At 65.9% G+C, this 20,976-nt stretch carries 24 protein-coding genes; 7 read left to right on the forward strand and 17 right to left on the reverse strand.

Translation table 11 applies throughout. The annotated features are described in order from the left end of the window. The 9 genes from ACOMG5_RS05285 to ACOMG5_RS05325 all read right to left on the reverse strand — a co-directional run. On the reverse strand, positions 1-1,031 hold a 1,031-nt coding region (locus ACOMG5_RS05285), incomplete at its 3' end, for a helix-turn-helix domain-containing protein (RefSeq protein ID WP_420342746.1). A gap of 172 nt (positions 1,032-1,203) precedes the next feature. Then, positions 1,204-1,644 (reverse strand): hypothetical protein, encoded by a 441-nt coding sequence (locus ACOMG5_RS05290; protein WP_420342747.1) that lies wholly within the window; start codon positions 1,642-1,644, stop codon positions 1,204-1,206. A 97-nt stretch (positions 1,645-1,741) separates the two neighbouring features. Continuing rightward, a complete protein-coding gene (locus ACOMG5_RS05295) occupies positions 1,742-2,722 on the reverse strand; it encodes an ABC transporter substrate-binding protein (RefSeq protein ID WP_420342748.1) in 981 nt (326 codons plus the stop codon). 38 nt (positions 2,723-2,760) lie between these two features. After that, the gene (locus ACOMG5_RS05300; protein WP_420342749.1) at positions 2,761-3,600 is read right to left on the reverse strand and encodes an ABC transporter permease; all 840 of its coding nucleotides are present in this window, start codon (positions 3,598-3,600) and stop codon (positions 2,761-2,763) included. Beyond that, positions 3,597-4,460, reverse strand: a complete 864-nt coding sequence (locus ACOMG5_RS05305; protein WP_420342750.1) for an ABC transporter permease — start codon at positions 4,458-4,460, stop codon at positions 3,597-3,599. Before ACOMG5_RS05305 ends, ACOMG5_RS05300 begins: the two co-directional genes overlap by 4 nt. A 9-nt stretch (positions 4,461-4,469) precedes the next feature. Continuing rightward, positions 4,470-5,255 carry an ABC transporter ATP-binding protein gene (locus ACOMG5_RS05310; protein ID WP_420342751.1) on the reverse strand — a complete coding sequence of 262 codons (786 nt, stop codon included), beginning with the start codon at positions 5,253-5,255 and terminating at the stop codon, positions 4,470-4,472. A gap of 1 nt (position 5,256) precedes the next feature. Next, positions 5,257-6,711 carry a dihydropyrimidinase gene (hydA, locus tag ACOMG5_RS05315; RefSeq protein ID WP_420342752.1) on the reverse strand — a complete coding sequence of 485 codons (1,455 nt, stop codon included), beginning with the start codon at positions 6,709-6,711 and terminating at the stop codon, positions 5,257-5,259. Continuing rightward, positions 6,711-7,040 carry a hypothetical protein gene (locus tag ACOMG5_RS05320; RefSeq protein WP_420342753.1) on the reverse strand — a complete coding sequence of 110 codons (330 nt, stop codon included), beginning with the start codon at positions 7,038-7,040 and terminating at the stop codon, positions 6,711-6,713. Before ACOMG5_RS05320 ends, hydA begins: the two co-directional genes overlap by 1 nt. Positions 7,041-7,091: 51 nt before the next feature. Next, on the reverse strand, positions 7,092-8,342 hold the full coding sequence (locus ACOMG5_RS05325) for a Zn-dependent hydrolase (protein WP_420342754.1): 1,251 nt from the start codon (positions 8,340-8,342) through the stop codon (positions 7,092-7,094). 131 nt (positions 8,343-8,473) lie between these two features. Between ACOMG5_RS05325 and ACOMG5_RS05330 the strand changes: the two genes are divergently transcribed. The 3 genes from ACOMG5_RS05330 to ACOMG5_RS05340 all read left to right on the forward strand — a co-directional run bounded on the left by ACOMG5_RS05330 (position 8,474) and on the right by ACOMG5_RS05340 (position 10,472). Continuing rightward, a complete protein-coding gene (locus ACOMG5_RS05330) occupies positions 8,474-9,136 on the forward strand; it encodes a TetR/AcrR family transcriptional regulator (RefSeq protein ID WP_420342755.1) in 663 nt (220 codons plus the stop codon). Between the two features lie 60 nt (positions 9,137-9,196). Further along, positions 9,197-9,790 (forward strand): TetR family transcriptional regulator C-terminal domain-containing protein, encoded by a 594-nt coding sequence (locus ACOMG5_RS05335; protein ID WP_420342839.1) that lies wholly within the window; start codon positions 9,197-9,199, stop codon positions 9,788-9,790. Positions 9,791-9,953: 163 nt separating this feature from the next. After that, on the forward strand, positions 9,954-10,472 hold the full coding sequence (locus ACOMG5_RS05340; RefSeq protein WP_420342756.1) for a hypothetical protein: 519 nt from the start codon (positions 9,954-9,956) through the stop codon (positions 10,470-10,472). Between the two features lie 1,086 nt (positions 10,473-11,558). On the opposite strand, the gene ACOMG5_RS05345 is transcribed toward ACOMG5_RS05340, so the two are convergent. From ACOMG5_RS05345 to ACOMG5_RS05360, 4 genes are all read right to left on the reverse strand, one after another. Beyond that, positions 11,559-12,635, reverse strand: a complete 1,077-nt coding sequence (locus ACOMG5_RS05345) for an ABC transporter ATP-binding protein (RefSeq protein WP_420342840.1) — start codon at positions 12,633-12,635, stop codon at positions 11,559-11,561. Positions 12,636-12,664: 29 nt separating this feature from the next. Then, positions 12,665-13,471, reverse strand: coding sequence for an ABC transporter permease (locus ACOMG5_RS05350; protein ID WP_420342757.1), 807 nt, complete (start codon positions 13,469-13,471; stop codon positions 12,665-12,667). Continuing rightward, positions 13,468-14,349: an ABC transporter permease gene (locus ACOMG5_RS05355; RefSeq protein ID WP_420342758.1), complete on the reverse strand. Its 882-nt coding sequence runs from the start codon at positions 14,347-14,349 to the stop codon at positions 13,468-13,470. Before ACOMG5_RS05355 ends, ACOMG5_RS05350 begins: the two co-directional genes overlap by 4 nt. A gap of 156 nt (positions 14,350-14,505) precedes the next feature. Next, positions 14,506-15,918, reverse strand: coding sequence for a PLP-dependent aminotransferase family protein (locus ACOMG5_RS05360; protein WP_420342759.1), 1,413 nt, complete (start codon positions 15,916-15,918; stop codon positions 14,506-14,508). Positions 15,919-16,006: 88 nt separating this feature from the next. Here ACOMG5_RS05360 and ACOMG5_RS05365 point away from each other — a divergent pair, with 88 nt between their 5' ends. Continuing rightward, positions 16,007-16,201, forward strand: a complete 195-nt coding sequence (locus tag ACOMG5_RS05365; protein WP_420342760.1) for a DUF1127 domain-containing protein — start codon at positions 16,007-16,009, stop codon at positions 16,199-16,201. A gap of 99 nt (positions 16,202-16,300) precedes the next feature. Here the strand turns inward: ACOMG5_RS05365 and ACOMG5_RS05370 are convergent, their stop codons facing one another. After that, complete coding sequence (locus tag ACOMG5_RS05370) at positions 16,301-16,636, reverse strand: hypothetical protein (protein WP_420342761.1); 336 nt, start codon at positions 16,634-16,636, stop codon at positions 16,301-16,303. A gap of 62 nt (positions 16,637-16,698) precedes the next feature. Here ACOMG5_RS05370 and ACOMG5_RS05375 point away from each other — a divergent pair, with 62 nt between their 5' ends. Genes ACOMG5_RS05375 through ybaK form a run of 3 tightly spaced genes read left to right on the forward strand, consistent with a single transcriptional unit; the run spans position 16,699 to position 17,865 of the window. Continuing rightward, a complete protein-coding gene (locus tag ACOMG5_RS05375; RefSeq protein ID WP_420342762.1) occupies positions 16,699-17,052 on the forward strand; it encodes a YigZ family protein in 354 nt (117 codons plus the stop codon). Beyond that, positions 17,045-17,395: a DUF4186 domain-containing protein gene (locus ACOMG5_RS05380; protein ID WP_420342763.1), complete on the forward strand. Its 351-nt coding sequence runs from the start codon at positions 17,045-17,047 to the stop codon at positions 17,393-17,395. The genes ACOMG5_RS05375 and ACOMG5_RS05380 overlap by 8 nt, the downstream gene beginning before the upstream one ends. Next, positions 17,392-17,865 (forward strand): Cys-tRNA(Pro) deacylase, encoded by a 474-nt coding sequence (gene ybaK, locus ACOMG5_RS05385; protein WP_420342764.1) that lies wholly within the window; start codon positions 17,392-17,394, stop codon positions 17,863-17,865. The genes ACOMG5_RS05380 and ybaK overlap by 4 nt, the downstream gene beginning before the upstream one ends. Here ybaK and ACOMG5_RS05390 read toward each other — a convergent pair. The 3 genes from ACOMG5_RS05390 to ACOMG5_RS05400 are packed head-to-tail and all read right to left on the reverse strand — an operon-like array spanning position 17,862 to position 20,947. Next, positions 17,862-18,821, reverse strand: a complete 960-nt coding sequence (locus ACOMG5_RS05390; RefSeq protein ID WP_420342765.1) for an aldo/keto reductase — start codon at positions 18,819-18,821, stop codon at positions 17,862-17,864. The two genes, ybaK and ACOMG5_RS05390, sit on opposite strands and share 4 nt — an antisense overlap. A gap of 54 nt (positions 18,822-18,875) precedes the next feature. Then, a complete protein-coding gene (locus ACOMG5_RS05395) occupies positions 18,876-19,589 on the reverse strand; it encodes a GntR family transcriptional regulator (protein WP_420342766.1) in 714 nt (237 codons plus the stop codon). Then, entirely contained in the window at positions 19,586-20,947 is a 1,362-nt protein-coding gene (locus ACOMG5_RS05400) for a formimidoylglutamate deiminase (protein ID WP_420342767.1), read from the reverse strand. The genes ACOMG5_RS05395 and ACOMG5_RS05400 overlap by 4 nt, the downstream gene beginning before the upstream one ends. Positions 20,948-20,976: the final 29 nt, after the last annotated feature.

Below are 20,976 nucleotides of genomic sequence, written 5' to 3' on the forward strand. Positions count from 1 at the left end.
GGCCAGAGCGGGCAGCCCGCCCCGAAACGCGGCGGCGCGAAGCCGGCGACGCCACGGCGCAAGGTCAGCGTGCCCGATCCGTCACAGACGACGAGGCCCGCAGAAATGCGCCCTCCGGGCAGCTCCGCCGCGGCCCCGGGCGGCAGCGTCGCCAGCCGCCGGAACACCGCCCCCATGGGCGCGCCGAAGCGCGCGGCGAGCAAGGCGGGCTCCGGCCCGAGCTGCGTCAGCGCCGCGAGAAACGGCCCGAGCGGCAGCAGCCGGGCATCTTCTGCGGCCCGCGCGGCGTAATCGCGCGCGAGCGTGCGGGCCGCCGGCCCGAGATCCGCCCCCGCCAGCGGATCGGCCTCCGCGCCCGGCTCCGGCAGGACCCAGTCGCGCGCGGCGAGCCAGGCCTCGAGTTGATCGAGCGCCGCCACAGGCCCGGTTTCCGCCGTGCCCATCGCCTCCAGATGCCGCACCAGCCCTTCGGCCGTGCCGGTCAGGCGCTCGCTCTCGGCGCCGATCGCGTTCAGGAACCGGTTGCGCCATTCTGCCTCGAGATCCTCGGTCTCGGTCAGGATCGCGGCGCTGGAGCGCAGCGAGGTCACGACCGAGAGCACCTCATGCAGCGCATCGAGCAGGAACGGATCCTGCGCCAGACGGTCTGCATAGGTCTCGACCAGCCGCTCCAGCGTGCCCACGCGCGCCTGCCGCTCCGCCAGAAGGCCCGCCCAGCCCGGAAACCGGCCGACGAATTCCTCAATCCGGTCGAGTTCGGGGCTGGCGCTCTCCTGCCCGGTCCCGGCCGCAGCCTCGCGCAGCCCGTCGAACAGGGCGCTTTCCGCCCCCTCCGACAGGGCGATGACATCGGTCCCGAGCGCGCGGGCGATTTCCTCAAGCAGGGCCTCGCCCACCCGGCGGCGATTGTGTTCGATCAGGTTCAGATAGGCCGCCGAGACGCCGACGCTGCGCGCGAGATCCGCCTGGCGGATCCGAAGCGTCGTCCGCCGCTCGCGGATACGGGTCCCGGTGAGTGCGGATCTGACCATCGCATGCGTCTCCCTTGCCGCGAGTTTACAAGGGAAGAGCCTGACACCACAAGGTTTTTACGGCCCAGGTTTCCAGCGAGGGGCCGATCGGCAGGGCGGAGGGCCACAACGCCCCCCACCGATTGCCGCGCGCCATAGCGCCGGGAGAGCAGAGCGGCCGCCGGTACCGCCTTCAGTCGAAAGCGCGGAAACGCGCGCCGTACATCACCGCGCGGTTGGAACAAAGCTCCATCGCATTGCGCAGCCAGATCTCGCTGTCGCCACCAGAGGCCGACAGATCGCGGCCGAGCCTTTCGCGGGCCTTGGCAATGGCAGGCCCCATATCGGCGCCCAGCTGCCGCAGCCGCTTGATCCAGAATTGCGCCGCCTCATCGACATAGCTGCCGATCGGGGCGCCCGAGGGAATGACATCCTGCGCCACGATCAGGCAATAGCCCGCCTCGACCGGCTGCGTCGGCGTGCCGAACAGATATCCGGGCGGCGCCGCGAACTGGCTGCGGTAGACGCCATAGAACATCGCGGCCACGGCCAGAAGCCCCAGCACGCCCAATCCATAAGCCGCCGCGGGCGACATTCCGGTGCGCGGCGGGCGATGCGCATTCACATGAGCCATGATACCCCCCTGTTCAGCTCGTATCGCCAAGCCTAGCGCGGGAGAGTTAACAACTGGCTATGGAGAATGGGCGCCCCGGAGGGCGCCCGCGCCGGGCCTATTTCAGCGCCGCATTGGTGATATCGAGCGTATAGGCCCCCTCCGGCGCCTTCGAGATCACCGGGTCCGAGCCGCCGCCGAGCAGGATTTTCACCGTGCGCTCATAATCCGCCGGATCCAGCGCGCCGTTCGAGCCGGCCGTCAGCTTCGCGATTTCGCCCATCATCCGCTTCTGATGGGTTTCCGTCTGCGCACCGGATTCGTCGTTCTCGAGCACGATCCCGGCCGCTTCGTCCGGATGCGCCTCGGCATATTTCCAGCCCTTCATCGAGGCGCGCACGAACTTGACCATCTTCTCCTTGAAGGCCGGGTCCTTGAGCTTGTCCTGCATCACATAGAGCCCGTCCTCCAGCGTGGCGACGCCCTCATCCTCGTATTTGAAGGTCACCAGCTCGTCGGGCTTGAGGCCTGCGTCGATCACCTGCCAGTATTCGTTATAGGTCATGGTGGAAATGCAGGCCGCCTGCTTCTGCAGCAGCGGATCGACGTTGAAGCCCTGCTTCAGCACGGTGATGCCGCCCGCAGAGCCATCGGTCGGGATCTTCAGCGTCGCCATCCAGCTCAGGAACGGATATTCGTTGCCGCCGAACCACACGCCCAGCGTCTTGCCCTTGAAATCCTCCGGCCCCTTGATCCCGGTTTCCTTCAGGCAGGTCAGCATCATGCCCGAGGATTTGAACGGCTGCGCGATATTCACCAGCCCGAGCCCCTTCTCGCGCGCGGCCAGCGCCGAGGGCATCCAGTCCACCGTCACATCGGCGCCGCCGCCCGCCATCACCTGGGTGGGCGAAATGTCCGGCCCGCCCGGCATGATATCGACATCGAGCCCCTCTTCTTTATAGAAGCCCTTGTCCTTGGCCACATAATAGCCCGCGAACTGGGCCTGGGTGACCCATTTCAGCTGCAGCTTCACCTCCTCGGCCGAGGCCGCGCCCGCCGCCAGAGCCGCAAGGGCCACGCCCATCAGGTATTTCTTCATCGTCGTCTCCACTGTTGGTTCCGGTTGCTCCGGATTGGTCAATTGCGTTGCGAAGGATGCCAGAAGGTCACCGCTTTCTCGATCAGCACCATGAGGCCGAAGAAGCCGCTGCCCGCGAGCGCCGCGACGGTAATCTCCGCCCAGACGAGCGGCAGATCAAGCTGCCCGACGGCGGTGGAAATGCGAAAGCCCATGCCGCGGGTGGGAGAGCCGAAGAACTCCGCCACGATCGCCCCGATCAGCGCCAGCGTGGTGGCGATCTTCAGCCCGTTGAACAGGAAGGGCATCGCCGCGGGCAGGCGCAGCTTCAGCAGCGTCTGGCGATAGCTGGCCGAATAGGTGTGCATCAGGTCCCGCTGCAGGTGATCGGTCGCGGCGAGGCCGGCCACCATGTTCACCAGCACCGGGAAGAACACCATGACCACCACCACCGCCGCCTTCGATTGCCAGTCGAAGCCGAACCACATCACGAGGATCGGCGCGATGCCCACGATCGGCAGGGCCGCGACGAAATTGCCCACCGGCAGCAGCCCACGCTGCAGGAAGGGCGAACGGTCCACCGCGATCGCGGTGAGCACGGCCGCAGCACAGCCGATGACATAGCCCGCCAGCGCGCCCTTCAGGATGGTCTGGCTGAAATCCCCCCACAGGAGCGGCAGGCTTTCGGCGAAGCGCGCCGCAATCGACGAGGGCGCGGGCAGGATCACCGGGCTGACGCCCAGCCCCGTCACCAGCCCCTGCCAGAGCACCAGCAGCGTGACCCCGAACAGCACCGCCACGAAGGGCCGCGCCCAGCGGGCGCCGCTGTTGGCGACGCGCGCGTTGACCAGCGTCGCCACGATCCAGAAGGCGATGGCCGCCCAGCCCTGCCAGCTCATCGCGCCATCCCCATGCGTTTGAGAACCACGCGCTCGGCCACGCCCACCAGCGCCACCAGGACCGCCGCCAGCAGCGCCGCCGCAAACAGCGCGGCCCAGATCTGGATCGTCTGGCCGTAATAGCTGCCCGACAGCAGCCGCGCGCCGAGGCCTGCGGTGGCGCCCGCGGGCAGCTCCGCCACGATGGTGCCCACCAGCGCCGCCGCGATCCCCACCTTCAGCGAGGCGAACAGATAGGGCATCGCGGACGGCAGCCGCAGCCGGAAGAAGGTCTGCGCGCGCGAGGCATTATAGGTGCGCAGCAGATCGAGCTGCATGCCGTCGGGCGCGCGCAGCCCCTTCACCATGCCAACGAGCACCGGAAAGAAGCTCAGATAGGCCGCAATCAGCGCCTTCGGCAGCAGCCCCTTGATGCCGAGCGAGGCCAGCACCACGATCACCATCGGCGCAATCGCGAGGATCGGGATCGTCTGCGAGGCGATGGCCCAGGGCATCACGCTCATGTCCATCGCGCGGCTGTGTACGATGCCCACCGCGAGCAGCAGCCCCGCCGCCGTGCCGAGGGCAAAGCCCGCCAGAGTGGCCGAAAGCGTGATCCAGCCATGATAGACGAGGCTGCGCTTCGAGGTGAGCGCCTGGCCCGCCACGCCGTCCCAGAGCCCGGCCAGCACCTGATGCGGCGCGGGCAGCACCGGGCGCTCCTGTACCATCGTGTCATGCAGGAGCTGCTGCAGGCTGACGCTCGCGCCCGCCCTGGCCGCCTGATCCTGCACCCAGGCGCTGTTCAGCCAGACCGCCGCGCCGTACCAGAGCGCGACGATCACGGCGACGACGGTGAGAACCGGAAGGATATTGCGCATGATCCGGCCTCAGTCGAAGGCGTGGCCTGCGTGCAGGCCCTCGCGCACCCGGTGGGCGATATCGAGGAATTCGCGGCTCTCGCGGATTTCCAGCGGGCGGTGGCCGCGCGGCAGCGGGCTTTCGATCACATCGGTGATCCGCCCCGGGCGCGGGCTCATCACCACGATCTTGGTGGAGAGATAGACCGCCTCCGGGATCGAATGGGTGACGAAGCCAATGGTCTTGCCGGTGCGCTCCCAGAGGCGCAGAAGCTCCTCGTTGAGCCGGTCGCGGACGATTTCATCGAGCGCGCCGAAAGGCTCGTCCATCAGCAGGATCTCGGCGTCGAACGCCAGCGCCCGCGCGATGGAGGCGCGCTGCTGCATCCCGCCCGAGAGCTGCCAGGGGAATTTCTTGCCGAACTGGCCGAGCTCGACCAGATCGAGCACTTTCTGGACCCGCGTCTCCTGTTCGGCCCGGGTATAGCCCATGATCTCCAGCGGCAGGCGGATGTTGCCTGCGATGGTGCGCCACGGATAAAGCCCCGCCGCCTGGAACACATAGCCATAGCTGCGCGCGCGCCGGGCCTCGTCGGCCGAGACGCCGCGCACCGTGAGCACGCCGTCGGTGGGCGTTTCCAGCGCCGCGATGCAGCGCAGGAAGGTGGTCTTGCCGCAGCCCGAAGGCCCGATGAAGCTGACGAAATCGCCCTTGTCGATCGTCAGGTTCACGTCTTTCAGCGCCTGCACCGGGCCGTCGCCGGTCTGGAACGTGAGGTTGAGGTGCCTGGCCTCGATGACCGGTGCCGCCGTCACGTCACACCCCGCTTGCGGGGATGCCGCTGCGCGGGACCGGGCGCGGCTCGGTCAGCGCCTTCCAGGTGCTGAGCGCGCGGCTGACGGCGCCATTCGGCTCGCGCGCGACGAAGCGGCCATGGCCCTCGCGCGCGTCGAGCTTGCCCTCGGTCACCGCCACATGGCCCCGCGTCAGGGTGAAGCGCGGCAGGCCGGTCACGGTGCGGCCCTCGAACACGTTGTAATCGATGGCCGATTGCTGCGCCGAGGCGGTGATGGTCTTGCTGGCCTCCGGATCCCACACGACCAGATCGGCATCGGAGCCGACCAGAACCGCGCCCTTCTGCGGATACATGTTCATGATCTTGGCGATATTGGTGGAGGTGACGGCCACGAATTCGTTCATGGTGATCCGCCCGGTGCGCACCCCTTCCGTCCAGAGCATCGGCAGGCGCTCCTCGAGCCCGCCGGTGCCATTCGGGATCTTGGTGAAATCGCCCACGCCATAGCGCTTCTGCGCCGTGGTGAAGGCGCAATGGTCCGTGGCCACGCAGGAGAGCGAGCCCGAGGCGAGACCCGCCCAGAGGCTGTCCTGATGCTTCTTGTTGCGGAACGGCGGGCTCATCACGCGCCGGGCGGCATGGTCCCAGTCCTTGTCGAAATATTCGCTCTCGTCGAGCGTCAGGTGCTGGATCAGCGGCTCGCCATAGACGCGCTTGCCCTGCATCCGCGCGCGCCGGATCGCCTCGTGGCTCTCCTCGCAGGAGGTATGCACCACATAGAGCGGCACGCCCGCCATGTCGGCGATCATGATCGCGCGGTTGGTGGCCTCGCCCTCCACCTGCGAGGGGCGGCTGTAGGCATGGCCCTCGGGCCCGGTATTTCCCTCCGCCAGCAGCTTCGCCGACATGCTGGCCACGATGTCGCCGTTCTCGGCATGGACCATCGGAATCGCGCCCAGCTCCGCGCAGCGCTTGAACGAGGCAAACAGCTCCTCGTCATTCACCATCAGGCTGCCCTTGTAGGCCATGAAATGCTTGAACGAATTGATGCCGCGCCCGGTCACGGCCTTCATCTCGTCGAAGACCTGCTCGCTCCACCAGGTGATGGCCATGTGGAAGCTGTAGTCGCAGCTCGCGCGCCCGGCCTTGTTGTCCCATTTCTTCAGCGCATCGAGCAGCCCCTCGCCCGGCGCGGGCAGCGCGAAGTCGATCACCATGGTGGTGCCGCCCGCCAGCGCGCCGCGGGTGCCGGATTCGAAATCATCCGCCGAATAGGTGCCCATGAAGGGCATCTCCAGATGGGTATGCGGGTCGATCCCGCCGGGCATGATGTAGCAGCCGGTGGCATCGAGCACCTTGTCGCCATCGAGGCCCTGCCCGATCGCGGCGATCTTGCCGTCCTCGATCAGCACATCGGCCTTGTAGGTCAGATCGGCGGTAACGATGGTTCCGTTCTTGATGACGGTGGTGGACATCAGCGGTCTCCCTGTTTCTCTTTAAGTGAGAAATGCTTAGGATTTCTTGCGGTTGGAGCCTGAAAATAGACAGGGACTCCAAAGGATACGCGGTTTGTGTGTTCTGATGAAGCACCGGCCTTAAGATCGCCAACTGTCCAAATAGTGATGGCGCCGCCAGCGTCTTTATTCACCGTCACGCTCACCTCAAAGTTAACAAGAGACGGTTCAAGGACGGTCTCATTTTCGACGGGGCCCGGAGCTATGTACACCAGCGATTCTAGTTGGGCTGCGCTGACGCCGTTGGTGATTTCTAAAAGCGTCCGTTTAACGAATTCTTCGAGAGTCATCTACTTATGCCGTTCTTATCCCTAGGGTCAGAGCAATTTCCTACTCACTCCTCAGCGCACGACTTCGGCGGTTTCGAGAACCGCATGCAGCAGGACATCCGCCCCGGCCCCGGCCCATTCCGGGCTGATCTCCTCGGCCTCGTTGTGGCTCAGCCCGCCAACGCAGGGGCAGAAGATCATCGTCGTCGGCGCGACCTTGGCCGTCCAGCAGGCATCGTGGCCCGCGCCCGAGACGATATCCATATGGCTGTAGCCCAGATTCTCCGCCGCCGCGCGCACCCGCCCGACCAGCACCGGATCGAAGGTCACCGGGTCGAAATGACCCACCGCCTCCACCGCGCAGCCGACACCGATCTCGGCGCAGATCGCGGCGGCGCGGCTTTCGATCTCGGCGCGCATCCGGTCCAGCTTCGCCTGATCCACGGTGCGGATATCCACCGTGAACACCACCGTGCCCGGCAGCACGTTGCGCGAATTGGGGCTGAAGGTCACCTGCCCCACGCCGCCCACCGCATCGGGCTGCGCGGCCATCGTGACCTCCTGCACCATCTCGAAGATCCGCGCCATCGCGAGGCCCGCGTTCACCCGCATCGCCATCGGCGTCGAGCCGGTATGGGCTTCCTTGCCGGTCAGGGTGAATTCGAGCCACCACAGGCCCTGCACATGGGTCACCACGCCGATCGCCTTTTCCTGCGCTTCCAGGATCGGGCCCTGTTCGATGTGGTATTCGAAGTAGGCATGCATCTTGCGCGCGCCGACGGGCTCCGAGCCCTTCCAGCCGATCCGCTCCAGCTCGGCGCCGTAGGTCTTGCCCTCAAGGTCCTTGCGCGCATAGGCATAGTCGAGCCCGATCTCGCCCGCGAACACGCCCGAGGCCAGCATCGCCGGGGCGAAGCGTGCGCCCTCCTCGTTCGCCCAGTTGGTCACCACGACCGGGTGCTTAGTCCTGATCCCGAGATCGTTCATCGAGCGGATCACCTCGAGCCCGGCCAGCACGCCCAGCACGCCATCATATTTCCCGCCCGTGGGCTGCGTATCGAGATGCGAGCCGATATAGACCGGCAGCGCCTCCGGGTCCTCGCCCGGCCGCGTCGCGAACATGGTGCCCATGGCATCCACGCCCATCGTCATCCCGGCCGCCTCGCACCAGCTCTGGAACAGGGCGCGGCCTTCGGCGTCCGCGTCGGTCAGGGTCTGACGATTGTTGCCCCCCGCGACGCCCGGGCCGACCTTGGCCATATCCATCAGGCTGTCCCACAGGCGTGCGGAATTGGTGCGGAGGTTCTCTCCGGGTGCAGACATCTTTCAAACTCCCTGTCGGCTTCGGGGCATCATCACCCTCTTGCGACGAATCTTTTTCTGACCGTATGGTCAGGTTAAGGGAGCCACGTTCTGACCATCCGGTCAACGAAAATTCTGTCGCAGGGGCCTGAATGAACGACATCCCCACCGAAAGCCGCCCAAAAACCGGGCGCCGCAGGGCCAACCGCCAGGCGAACGAAGACACCATCCTGAAAGCGGCCGAGACCGTCTTTGCCGAGGCGGGCTTCGGCGGCGCGACGATGCAGCTCATCGCCGATATGGCGGGCCTGCCGAAGGCGAACCTGCATTATTATTTCGCCACCAAAGAGGAGCTCTATCGCAAGGTGGTGGAGCGGATCTTCCTGATCTGGCTCGATGCCGCGACGGCGATGGATGGCGCGCCCGGCCCCGCCGAGGGGATCGGCGCCTATATAGATGCGAAGATGGAGATTTCGCGGCAGCACCCGAATGGCTCCAAAGTCTGGGCTTCGGAGGTCATGCATGGCGCGCCGGTGATCCAGGATTATCTGGAAACCACCCTGCGCGGCTGGACGGCCGGCCGTGCCGAGGTGATCCGGCGCTGGATTGCCGAGGGCAAGATGGCGCCGGTGGATCCGGAGCGGCTGCTCTACATGCTCTGGGCCACGACCCAGCATTATGCGGATTTCGGCCATCAGATCGAGGTGCTGAACGGGGGCCCCCTGACGGATGCCGATTGGGAGGCGGCGAAGGCCTCCGTGAAGCAGATCATCCTGCGCGGCATCGGCGCGGCGGGAGCGGTTGAAACAGGCTGACCTCTGCGTTAAGGCCAATTCAGGAGGACCGCCTTGGACGAAGAGCCCCAGCCCAGACCGATGACCCGGATCCAGCGCCGCAATACCGAGGCGATCCTGGAAGCGGCGCTCGATGTGTTCTCGTCGCAGGGGTTCCGCGGCTCGACCCTCGATCAGATCGCACAGGCGGCGGGCCTCTCAAAGCCCAACCTGCTGTATTATTTCCCCTCCAAGGAAGCGATCCACAAGGAGCTCCTGTCCGGCCTGCTGGATACATGGCTTGCGCCGCTGCGCAGCCTCGACCCCGCCGGAGAGCCCGAGCGCGAGATCATGACCTACATGCATCGCAAGCTCGAGATGAGCCGCGAAATGCCGCGGGAGAGCCGGCTCTTTGCCAATGAGGTGCTTCAGGGCGCCCCGCGGATGGCCGAAACCCTGTCCTCGGAGCTGAAAGACCTGGTGGACGAGAAGGCCCGTGTGATCGCGGACTGGAGCGCCGCCGGGCGCCTCGCGGCCGTGGATCCCTACCATCTGATCTTTTCGATCTGGGCGCTGACCCAGCATTATGCCGATTTCGAAGTGCAGGTGCGCTCGGTGCTCGGGCCCGGACGCGACCCCTTCGCAGAGGCGCAGGACTTTCTGGAGCTGCTGTTCCGGCGCCTGCTCGCCCGCTGATCGAATCAATCGCGGAATGGATGCGAGGGCGAAATCCTCGCAACTCATTGTTTTTATTGAAAGTAATTATCCATAAAATGCCACCAAAATTCCCACAGGGATTTACGGTTGCGTAACCTCGTCCTCCTACAGTCGGGCTGTGGTTGGGTAAGGAGTGAGTGGGATGGACCGGATTTCTGGGATTTTACCTCAGATCGGCTGGTCTCCGGCAATGGCACCGGTGACGGCAGAGAAGGCGCCAGCAACGACCGTCGAAGCGCTCTCGGCAAGCTCGAGCGCGCAAAGCGGTATGCAGGCCAATGTCGACACGCAAACCGGCGAGAACCGCGCAGCACAGATCGCGGCGATGCTGCGCAACACCGGCACCAGCGCGGAATCCACCATCCTTGCCAAAAGCGAGAAGATTGACCCCGATGCCCCCGCGGGTCCTCCGCCCACATTTGATGTATCTCCGCTCGAAGCGAAGGTTGCCGAATTGAGCAACCCGGAGCACATGAAGGCCAAGACCGAGGAAAATGCGAGCACGAGACCGGACGCGACAGCGGCCGGAGAGGAAGGCGATGCGAAGCAGGATGCTTCGCAGGCGGAGGCTGGTGACGACCGGGCAGCCGCCAAGACTACAGCAGAATGGCAAACGCTGGACACCATCGCGCAGGGGCAAAGCCTCGATCTACTGCGATGACACAGGTTCACGCGGCTTGACAGAACGTCAAGCGGTCGGAAGAAACCATTCCTAGCGAGGGCCCCGTGTAAAGCACGGGGCCCTTCGCATTTTCATTGATTGAATTTGAACGGCCTCCGGCTCTCTGTCGGCTCACTCCGAAGCAGATTTGGGCGTTCTGGACCCCAGAAAGAGCATATTCCCTTGAAAAGCAGGGCCCTGCGATGCGGTTGCCTCTCGACGAAATGTGCAAAAATCGCGGCGGCGGGCGTGGCGCATAGCTTTGTGAAGGCCCATTGCGCCCCCGGTTCAGGAACGCACAACAGCACCGTCGGCAGCTGTCGCCATGGCGCGCGGAGGCGCGGGACAAGCTCTTCAAGGCAGGGTCAACTTCGGACGCAGGAATCGGCGCCAGATCGAAATCGTTGCAATCTGCCTCGAATGGGCCTGCCAGTTCATCAATCGTCGACAGACAGAGCCAACCGGGATCCCTCGGCAACCTGCCGAGACATATTTTGAAATAGCTCCGGAAACTGGCCCCAAACCCGCAAAATCAGAGGACGAGAGCAAACTCCTGTTCAGAATGTCACGTCAGACTTCCAGCAAGCCACGGTACAACTGGCGTACCCAGGCAATCCCATCGCCCTGTCTCTCGACGCCCTCAGCGATCTGAGGAAGACGATACGAGCTGACAGAGCAGCGAGAACGAGACGCATCCCGCCGCCCGGCATTGAGCACAGCCGAACCGGCGCGCAGGACCCCGGCGACTCAGGCAGTCTGACGTAGCAGCGCTGAAGCGATGTGGCCGGCTGAAGGTGCGCGCGGTCGCCCAAAATTGTTCCAACCTCAGGCGGGGCAGGTCTCGCTCTCGGCGTTATGCCACACAATGCCGAACGCCCCGAATTCACGGCAGAAACCGACGGATTGGACCACTCGTGACCCGAAGTCGTCGGCCAGGCAGCCGAAGCAACCCCCATGCCGTGGCCTGCACTCTCTGGCATGCGCGCAGAAGGCACGTCCCGTCACCAGAGGCTTAACGCCCGGGCGCGAGCCGCCGCCAAACCGCATCGACCGCGAGAACTAGCCGCGCCCCGCCGGCACGAAGGATCAGCGGAACAGAACCATCGCCCCGGGCGCCCAGGCCACGCGGGTGCGCGTCCCCACATCCAGCACCGGCCGGCCGAACACATTGCGCATGGAGATCCGGACCGGCTTGTCGAACCCGTCGAGCTTGACGTCGTAATAGGTCATGTCGCCGTAGTAGACGACTTCGTCGATCGTCCCCGGCGCCTCGCGGTCCGCTCCCTTCTGCCCCTCATAGAGGATGGTCAGCGTTTCCGGCCGGAAGCCGACCGAAGCCTCCCCCCCCGCATTCTGCGCGGCGATCTGATCCGGGCTGACCTCCAGCGCACCGAGCCCCGCGACCTCCAGCCCGACCTTGCCACCCGCTTCGCCCGTCGGCTTCGCGGGAAGGAAGTTCATCACGCCGATGAATTCGGCCACGCGGCGCGAATTCGGCCGCCGGTAGAGCGTTTCCGGATCGGCCAGCTGCGCAATTTCGCCCTCGAACATCACCGCGATCCGGTCCGACATCACCAGCGCCTCCTCCTGGTCGTGGGTGACCAGAACGAAGGTGATGCCCAGCTCGCGCTGCAGCTTGATCAGCTCCACCTGCATCTGCTCGCGGATCTTCTTGTCCAGCGCCGACATCGGCTCGTCCAGCAGCAGCACCTTCGGCTTCAGGATCAGCGCCCGCGCCAGCGCCACCCGCTGCCGCTGCCCGCCCGACATCGCATGCGCCGCGCGCGGGCCGTAGCCCTTCAGCCCGACCAGCTCCAAGGCCTCTTCCACCGCCCTGGCCTTCTCGGCGCCCGACCGCGGATCGCGGCGCAGGCCGAAGCCCACGTTCTGCGCCACGGTCAGATGCGGGAAGATCGCGTAGCTCTGGAACACCATGTTGGTGGGGCGCTTGTTGGCCGGCACATCCGACATGTCCTTGCCATCGATCAGGACAGCACCCGAAGAAATATCCTCAAAGCCCGCGATGGTGCGCAGAAGCGTGGTCTTGCCGCAGCCCGACGGCCCGAGCAGAGAGAAGAACTCCCCCGTCCGGATCTGCGCCGTGATGCCGCGCAGGGCGTGGTAATCGCCATAATATTTCTGCACGTCACGGAATTCGATCATCGCCGGACGATCGTTGGCGGTCTTGATGGTCACAGGAAACCTCCGGTGTCTTTCCCGCCCGTCTTCGCGATGCCGCGACGGCGGAAGTATTCGGCAATGGTGAGAAGCACGATCGAGGCGACCACGAGGCAGGTGCCGAGCGCCATGATCATCGGGATCTGCTTGGGGAAACGCAGCTGCGAGAAGATATAGGTGGGCAAGGTGGTCTGCTCGCCCGCGAGGAAGAAGGCGATGATGAATTCGTCGAGCGAGATGGTGAAGGCCATCAGGAAAGACGAAATGATCCCGGGCATCACCAGCGGCAGGGTGATCAGCCGGAAGGTGTTGAGCTTGGTTTCGCCGAGGTCATAGGCGGCCTCCTCGAAGGATTTGTCAAGCGAGGAAAAGGCCGCGTTCAGCACCGCAATCGCATAGGGCGTCGCGGCCAGCACATGGCCCAGGATCACCGTGAACAGCGACAGCGGCATCCCGATGCCGAGCAGCACGATCAGCAGCGAAACCGCGACGATGATTTCGGGCAGCACCAGAGGCAGCATGATCAGCCCCATGATCCCGGGCTTTCCCGGGAAATTATAGCGCGTGGAGGCGCGGGCCGCAAAAACGCCGAGCGTGGTCGCGAGGATCGCGGTGGAGACCGCGATGATGAGCGAATTCTTCAGCGCCTGCCCGAGCGCTGCATTGGCGAAGAGCTCGTCGAACCATTTCGTGGTGAAGCCCTTCAGCGGGAATGCGATGATGGTGCCGTCGTTGAAGGCGAAGATCGGCAGGAGCGCAATCGGCGCATAGAGGAACACCAGATAGGCGAAGGCGAAGATGCGCAGGCCGGGGGACTTCATTTCTGCACCTTCAGGAAGCGCCGGTTGAGGAACAGGAACACGAGCGCAATCGCCGCCACCACCAGCATGGCGCTAACCGCGATGGCGGAGCCGAGCGGCTTGTTGTCGATCTTGAGCATGTTCTGCTGGATCATGTTGGCCACCATCGGCAGCTTGCCGCCGCCGATCAGCTCGGGGGTGACGTAATCGCCGATAGTCGGAATGAAGACGATCATCACCGCGCCGATCACACCCGGCATGGCCAGCGGCAGGGTGACGCGCCAGAAGGTCATGAACCGGCTCTCCCCCAGATCCTGCCCCGCCTCCAGGAAGGAGCGGTCGATCTTCTCCAGGCTCACGAAGATCGGCAGGATCGCGAAGGGCGCATAGGCATGGGCCAGCGTGATCGCGATGGCCCCCACGGAATTCAGCATCTGCAGCGGCTGATCGACGATGCCGAGCCCGGTGAGGATCGAATTGATCACCCCGTTGAAGTTCAGGATCACCTTCCACTGGAACACCCGGATCAGATACGAGGTCCAGAACGGGATGGTGATCAGGAAAAGCCACAGCGATTTCTTCGACGGCGGCAGCACGAAGGAGATGAAATAGGCGATCGGGAAGGCCAGGACCACGGTCGTCAGCGTCACCAGCGCCGAGACGATAACCGAGCGGAGCAGGATCGTCCGGAAGATCGGGTCGGACCAGGCCTGGACGTAGTTTTCCACGGTGAATTCGTGGATCACCTCCAGATAGCCGTCCTTGAAGAACGAATAGGCGACGATCATCGCCAGCGGCGCCGCCAGCATCAGCACCGCATAGACCAGCGTCGGGCTGATCATGACATAGCCATTAAAGGCTTCGGAATTCCGAAGCCGTTTCAAGGGCGAATCCGACATATCACCATCCCCTGCACCGCGCCTTTTGCAGCACGCCCGGCGCCAAGGTTGCACATGGTTTCCGCCGTGGGAAGGGGGCGGAGAGTTTGATGTCTGGTATTTCTGCGCAAGATTCCGGCGCCTGACCGCTAATGCGGCAGTCTCTGTCTGGCCGGTTCAGACGGGGAGGTCTCCCGGAGGCCGCTCCAGCAGCCGGCCCAGCCGCGCGATGGCGCGCTGGAACCGCTCCTCCGGCACGCCGCCCGCCAGCGCGATGCGCACCGCATTCGGGGCATGGCCGTCTTGCAGGACATATTCATCCGCCGAGCGCAGCAGAACCCCCTCGGCCTCGGCCACGCGGGTGAAGGTGGAGGCACGCCAGCCCACCGGCATCTTCAGCCAGACGAAGCTCAGCCCCGGCTGCCAGGCGATGTCCTGGTCGCCGAAGCTCTGCACCACCATCTGCAGCCGGCGGCTCATCACCTCCTGCGCCGCCTGGCGCAGCCGCATCGCATCACCCGAACGGAACAGCCGGGTGATGATGTCCGTCACCGGGCGCGGCAGGCCGAAATAGCTGTGCTGCGCCGTCAGCCGCCCGGCCTCGCCCATGCCTTCGGGTGCGACGACGATACCGAACCGCATTCCCGCCGAAATCGTCTTCGACAGCGAGGTCACATGCCAGGCCCGCTCCGGCGCCAGCGCGCGCAGGCTGTCGAGCCCGGAAACGGGGGCTGTATAGCAATCGTCCTCGATGATCTGCAGGTCATGGCGCCGCGCCACCTCGATCAGCGCCATCCGCCGCTCATGGCCCATCCGCACCGTGGTCGGGTTCTGTGCATCGGGCGTCACGCAGACCATCTGCCCGCCATGGCGGCGGCAGGCGGCATCCAGCGCCTCGGGCACCATCCCCTGCTCGTCGAGCGCGACCGGGACCACCTCGGCCCGGTTCAGCCGCGCCGCATGGCGAAACCCCGGATAGGCCAGCTCCTCGCACAGCACCACCGGCCGATCGCCGCGCAGGCAGCATTGCATGACGATATTGATGCCGTTCTGCCCGCCGAGCGTAAGGACCAGATCATCCGCATCGATCATCGGGCGCACCGAGCAATGCATGAACCAGTCGAGCACCGCCTCGCGGCAATCCCGGTCCCGGCGCAGACCGGGGTATTCGAGGTACTTGCTGCCGACCTCCTGCGCCGCCTCCGCCATTACCCGCGCCAGCGCCGCCGTCTGCCCGACATCGGGCAGCTGCGGCGAGCGCAGGTCCACCACCCCGTCATCGTCGTTCGGGTCGGTCAGCGGTTGGCGGTACAGCGGCTCGGTCGGGCCCAGCCGCCGCAGTTGTGTCGCCACAAAGGTTCCGCGCCCGACGGCAGCCTCCAGCAGGCCCTCCTGCGTGGCCACCTGATAGGCCCGCGCCACCGTGCCCGGGGTCACCCCCAGCCGCCAGGCCAGATCGCGCACCGTGGGCAGGCGCGCACCCGGAGCCAGATCGCCGCGCCGCACCCCTTCGCGCAGCGCCCGCACCAGCGACAGATACTTCGGACCGTTCAGTTGCGAGAGGTCGGGCTTCCAACTTGTATCTGGCACAATGTTTCTCTGGCGCTGTTTGTACGCATGGATTTATAGATACATTACCGAAACAATTGGATTGTATCAATACAGAAAAGGTGTCCCCATGTCGTCGCTGTCGCTGCGCCGCTCGTCTCTCCTGAACCGCAAGGGCTTTGGCCTGCTGCGTGTCGTCATGACCTGGATCGAGACCCGCCGCACCCGCATCGCGCTGTCGCACCTGGACGACCGGCTGCTGGAGGATGTGGGCATCACTCCGGCGCTGGCGCGCTCTGAGGCGGAAAAACGCCTCTGGCATTGAGATAGGTGCCGCAGTCCCCTGTCGGCCCTCTTCCTGGCCGGGTGCACAGCACCCGGCTTTTTTCTTGCGCCCCGGCTTCAATAGCGCGAACGCCGCCGCTCAGCTCGCGACCATCTCGATTGCGATGGCCCGCTTGCGCAGCTCCGCAAACAGTGCCGGAAGCACCCGCACCTCACGCGCCGCCCGCGTCAGCGCCTCGCTGATATGCCCCTCATTGGCCGGCGCGCACACCCGCCACACCATGCGACGCGCAACGCCATCGTCATAGACGATCTCCACGGCGCCCTGCCGCCTGCGCATCACGAGAAAATCGAAGCCTCCGCCGGAGGTCTGAAAACCTGCTTTCATGAAACACTGCCCGATGTTCTTTTTGTTGTCGGTAGGATTTTGATGCCCCGGCGGAGCAAAACCGGTCAATACACGGCCGCGTGACATCGGCCGAAATCCCGCAAAGCCGGGCCTTGCGCCGCGGCCCGGTTCGCCCTAGCCCATGAAATATGCGCATTCTGGACAACATCATCTCCGACCGGGGCTCGAAATATGCGGTTTCAGGCGGCCCTTGCGGATCCGAAGCCGAGGCGCGCGCCCTGCTCGCAGAGCTGTGCCGCCAGAAGAAATTCGCCAAGGCCACCCACAACAGCTGGGCCTTCCTCGGCCCCGATGGCCCGGTGAAGAGCGATGACGGCGAATCGGGTGCGGGGATGGTCATCGTGCGGATGCTGGAGCGCGCGGGAGTGCGCGGGCACCTCATCGTGGTCACGCGCTGGTTTGGCGGAAAGCACCTGGGCGGAGACAGGTTCCGCCATATTCAGGATGCGGTACGCCTGTATCTGGCGGGGCTCGATGGATGATCTGGAGCGCCTCGCGCGCTCGACATTCCGCGCGCGGTTCCGGCTTGGGCCACGCGAACGCGCCTATGCCTGCGCGAAGGGGCGCGCCACGCTGGCCGCCCATGCCGCCGATTTCGTGGCCCGGCGCCTCGCCCCGGCATCTCCGGCAAATGATGGCAAGCAGACCCCGATGCGCGGCCACCCCGTTTTCGTCGCGCAGCATGCCACCGCCACCTGCTGCCGCGGCTGCCTGCAGCGCTGGCACCGCCTGCCGAAGGGGCGCGCCTTGACGGCGCAGGAGCAGGCGCAGATCGTGGGCCTGATCCTGCGCTGGATCGACGCACAGATGAGACCTGACCGATGAGCACCAAGACCCCCGCCACCAACGCCCTGACGAAGGCCGGCATCGCCTTCGAGACGCGCGAATACGACTATGTCTCCGGGCAGAGCCAGATCGGGCTGCATGCCGCGGAGGCGATCGGCGCCGATCCGCAGAAGGTGCTGAAGACGCTGATGGTGGAGGTCGACGGCAAACCGGCCTGCTGCGTGATCCCGTCGGATCAGACGCTGTCGATGAAGAAGGTGGCCGCGGCTTTCGGGGCGAAATCCGCGCAGATGATGCCGCCGCCGAAGGCGGAGCGCCTGACCGGCTATCACACCGGCGGCATCAGCCCCTTCGGCCAGCGTGCGCGCACGCCCACGGCCTTCGAGGAAACCGCGATGGGCCATGACCGCGTGGTCATCAATGGCGGCAAGCGCGGGATGATGGTGGTGCTCGCCCCCGGCGATGCGCTGACGCTCACCGGGGGCCTCGCGCGGCCGCTGATCGCCTAGACGGCGAGGGCCGCCCCGGCCCGGTCCAGCTCCGCGATATCCTCCGCGCTCAGGCGCAGCGCCGCCGCCCGGGCGAAGCTCTCCACCTGCGCGGGCGAGGTCGCCGAGGCGATCGGCGCGGTGACGGCAGGCTTTGCCATCAGCCAGGCCAGCGCGACCTCGGCCGGAAGCACATTATGCCCCCCCGCCACATGATCGAGCGCATCCAGCACCGCCATGCCGCGCGGGTTCATGTATTTGCCCAGGCGCTCGCTGCGGGCCTTGCCCATCAGGTCCTCGGTGGAGCGGTACTTGCCCGAGAGGAACCCGGAGGCCAGGCTGAAATAGGTGACCACGCCGATGTTCTCGCGCCGGCACAGCTCCGCCAGCGGGCCCTCGAACGCGTCACGGTCATAGAGGTTGTATTCGGGCTGCAGCACGCTGTAGCGCGGCAGCCCCTGCGCGCCCGAGGCCGCGAGCGCCTCCGCCAGCAGCGCCGCATCGTAATTGGACGCGCCGATCGCGCGGATCTTGCCCGCCTTCAGCAACCGCGCATAGGCGCCGAGCGTTTCTTCATGCGTCACCTCCGGATCGGGCCAGTGCGAGAAATAGAGGTCGATCTCCGCCACGCCCAGCCGGCGCAGAGAGGCCTCCACCGCGGTCTCGATCCAGGCTGCCGAGAGCCCCTTGCCCGCGCCCATGTCGGAGCCGACCTTGGTGAAAATCTTCACCCGCTCGCGCATGCCCGGCCGCGCGGCGAGCCAGCGTCCGATCAGCGTTTCCGATTCGCCGCCCGCATTGCCCGGCTTCCAGCGCGAATAGACATCGGCCGTATCAATCGTATCGAACCCATGGTCGACGAACGCATCCAGCACCGCGAAGCTGGCCTTTTCGTCGATGGTCCAGCCAAAGACATTGCCGCCGAACACCAGCGGCGCGATCGTCAGGCCGCTGTTGCCAAGAATACGCTTTTGCATCGGAACCTCCTGTTGCACCGGGGCCAATGTAGCCCCTGCGCGCACAAAGGAAAGTCAGATACCTGCCATCAGCACATATCCGGGATGGAACGCCAGCCGCACCGTGGTGATCGCGCCAAGGTCGTTCCAGGTGGTCCGGTTCAGGATCAGGAGCGCCTGCCCCTGCCGGATTTCCAGCAGCCGCGCATCGCGCCCATCCGCATTGCAGGCCGAAAAATCCAGCTCGGCGCGGAAGTAGGGCGCGTTGCGCACCAGCCATTCATTGGCGTTCAGATGGTGGAAATCCACCTCCTCGATCCCGGGCACGGCGACAGGGTTGATCCAGCGGTCCTCCAGCTGGAACGGCTTGCGGTCGCCGTAGTGCACCTCGCGCAGATGGATCAGCGGCGTGCCCTCCGGCAGCCGCAGCCGCGCGGCGATGGCTTCGGGCACGGGGCTGCGGCGCTGCGCGACGACGCGGTGGCTGTAGGTCATGCCCGCCCCCTCGACCTGCTCGCGCACGATCGGGATCGAGAGCGTGGCCTTGCGCACCGGGTTTATCGCCACACGCGTGCCCGCGCGGCGGCGGCGGTCCAGCAGGCCCTCCTCCGCCAGCAGTTGCAGCGCCTTGTTCACCGTCGCCCGCGCCACGCCGAACTCCACCGCCAGCTCCGCCTCATCGGGGATGCGGTCGCCCTGGCGCCACTCTTTCTCCACGATGCGGCGGCGCACCTCGGTTGCGATCGACACCGCCTTCGCGGCAGCCGGAAGTGCGGGACGTTCGGTCACAGCCTCTCCTGCAATCTGCGGATACAGGCGCGATAATCGCCGATGATGCGGGCGCGGTCCATATGCTGCCCGTCGCGCACCACATGCCGCCCCGCCGCCCAGACATCGCGCACGAGGCCATCGTGCCCGGCGAAGATCAGGCTGTCGAGCAGCGTGTCGCCCGCCCGCCCCTCCATCACCGGATTGGCCAGATCGACGGCACAGAGATCGGCCCAGAGCCCCGGCGCAATCGCCCCGGTCTCGCGCCCCGCCGCAGCGGCCCCGCCCGCGAGGCCTGCCTCGTAGATCACCCGGCCGGTGGAGGAAGCGCGCGTGGCATAGATGGCGCGCGCGCGGTCGCGCAGGCGCTGGCTGTATTCCAGCGTGCGCAGCTCCTCTGTCAGGCTGATGCGGATGTTGCTGTCGGAGCCGAAGCCCAGCCGCCCGCCCGCTTCGGCCCATTGCGTGCCGTTGAAAATGCCGTCGCCAAGGCTCGATTCCGTGATCGGGCACAGCCCCGCCACCGCGCCCGTCTGCGCCAGCCGCCGGGTTTCGTCCTCGGTCATGTGGGTCAAGTGGATGAACGTCCAGCGCGCATCGGGGCGCAGGGTCTCCAGCACCCATTCCACCGGGCGCAGGCCATAGGCGGCGCGCACTTCCTCGATCTCGGGCACCTGTTCGGCCAGGTGCATATGCATCGGCCGGCCCGGGCGCAGCCCCGCGCAGAAGGCCAGCGCCTCGGGCGAGACCGCACGCAGCGAATGCGGCGCAATCCCGATCCCGGCATCGGGCAGCCCCGCAATGGCCGCTTCGGCCGCCTCCACCAGCCGCGCGAAAGCCTCGGGCGTGGTGCCCAAGCGCGCCTGCCCGGGCCCGAGCGCGCGCCCGTCGCAGCCGCCGAACTGATAATGCACGGGCAGGAGCGTCAGGCCGATGCCGGTGCGCGCCGCCGCCGCCGCGATCCGGGCGCTCATCTCGCCGATATTGTCATAGACCGCGCCGCCCGGGCGGTGATGCAGGTAGTGGAACTCCACATTGGTGGCATAGCCCGCCTCCAGCATCTCCATCTGCACCAGCGCCGCAATCACCTCCACATCCTCGGGCGTGAGGTGATCGAGGAAGCGGTACATGATCTGCCGCCAGGTCCAGAACGTGTCGCGCGGTTCGGGGCCCTTTGCCTCGCTCAGGCCCGCCATCGCGCGCTGGAACGCATGCGAATGCAGGTTCGCCATCGCCGGCAGCAGCAGCCCGACTCGCTCCCCCTCCGGCGCGGCACCTGCAATGACGTCCGCGATTCGCCCCGCCGCGGACAGGCGCACCCGTACATTTTCCGCCCAGCCACCAGGCAAAAGCGCCCGTTCCGCCCACAGCACAGTCATCGCTCAGCTCTCCTTGTCGGTGCGTCCGG

Source organism: Paenirhodobacter sp., from assembly GCF_041916475.1.
Classification (GTDB): domain Bacteria; phylum Pseudomonadota; class Alphaproteobacteria; order Rhodobacterales; family Rhodobacteraceae; genus Rhodobacter.

Coding starts and splice junctions, on each gene's coding strand:
- ACOMG5_RS05290 (WP_420342747.1), bottom strand. CDS start 1,644: ATGGCTCATGTGAATGCGCATCGCCCGCCGCGCACCGGAATGTCGCCC.
- ACOMG5_RS05295 (WP_420342748.1), bottom strand. CDS start 2,722: ATGAAGAAATACCTGATGGGCGTGGCCCTTGCGGCTCTGGCGGCGGGC.
- ACOMG5_RS05300 (WP_420342749.1), bottom strand. CDS start 3,600: ATGAGCTGGCAGGGCTGGGCGGCCATCGCCTTCTGGATCGTGGCGACG.
- ACOMG5_RS05305 (WP_420342750.1), bottom strand. CDS start 4,460: ATGCGCAATATCCTTCCGGTTCTCACCGTCGTCGCCGTGATCGTCGCG.
- hydA (WP_420342752.1), bottom strand. CDS start 6,711: ATGTCCACCACCGTCATCAAGAACGGAACCATCGTTACCGCCGATCTG.
- ACOMG5_RS05320 (WP_420342753.1), bottom strand. CDS start 7,040: ATGACTCTCGAAGAATTCGTTAAACGGACGCTTTTAGAAATCACCAAC.
- ACOMG5_RS05325 (WP_420342754.1), bottom strand. CDS start 8,342: ATGTCTGCACCCGGAGAGAACCTCCGCACCAATTCCGCACGCCTGTGG.
- ACOMG5_RS05330 (WP_420342755.1), top strand. CDS start 8,474: ATGAACGACATCCCCACCGAAAGCCGCCCAAAAACCGGGCGCCGCAGG.
- ACOMG5_RS05335 (WP_420342839.1), top strand. CDS start 9,197: ATGACCCGGATCCAGCGCCGCAATACCGAGGCGATCCTGGAAGCGGCG.
- ACOMG5_RS05340 (WP_420342756.1), top strand. CDS start 9,954: ATGGACCGGATTTCTGGGATTTTACCTCAGATCGGCTGGTCTCCGGCA.
- ACOMG5_RS05345 (WP_420342840.1), bottom strand. CDS start 12,635: ATGATCGAATTCCGTGACGTGCAGAAATATTATGGCGATTACCACGCC.
- ACOMG5_RS05350 (WP_420342757.1), bottom strand. CDS start 13,471: ATGAAGTCCCCCGGCCTGCGCATCTTCGCCTTCGCCTATCTGGTGTTC.
- ACOMG5_RS05355 (WP_420342758.1), bottom strand. CDS start 14,349: ATGTCGGATTCGCCCTTGAAACGGCTTCGGAATTCCGAAGCCTTTAAT.
- ACOMG5_RS05365 (WP_420342760.1), top strand. CDS start 16,007: ATGTCGTCGCTGTCGCTGCGCCGCTCGTCTCTCCTGAACCGCAAGGGC.
- ACOMG5_RS05370 (WP_420342761.1), bottom strand. CDS start 16,636: ATGTCACGCGGCCGTGTATTGACCGGTTTTGCTCCGCCGGGGCATCAA.
- ACOMG5_RS05375 (WP_420342762.1), top strand. CDS start 16,699: ATGCGCATTCTGGACAACATCATCTCCGACCGGGGCTCGAAATATGCG.
- ACOMG5_RS05380 (WP_420342763.1), top strand. CDS start 17,045: ATGGATGATCTGGAGCGCCTCGCGCGCTCGACATTCCGCGCGCGGTTC.
- ybaK (WP_420342764.1), top strand. CDS start 17,392: ATGAGCACCAAGACCCCCGCCACCAACGCCCTGACGAAGGCCGGCATC.
- ACOMG5_RS05390 (WP_420342765.1), bottom strand. CDS start 18,821: ATGCAAAAGCGTATTCTTGGCAACAGCGGCCTGACGATCGCGCCGCTG.
- ACOMG5_RS05400 (WP_420342767.1), bottom strand. CDS start 20,947: ATGACTGTGCTGTGGGCGGAACGGGCGCTTTTGCCTGGTGGCTGGGCG.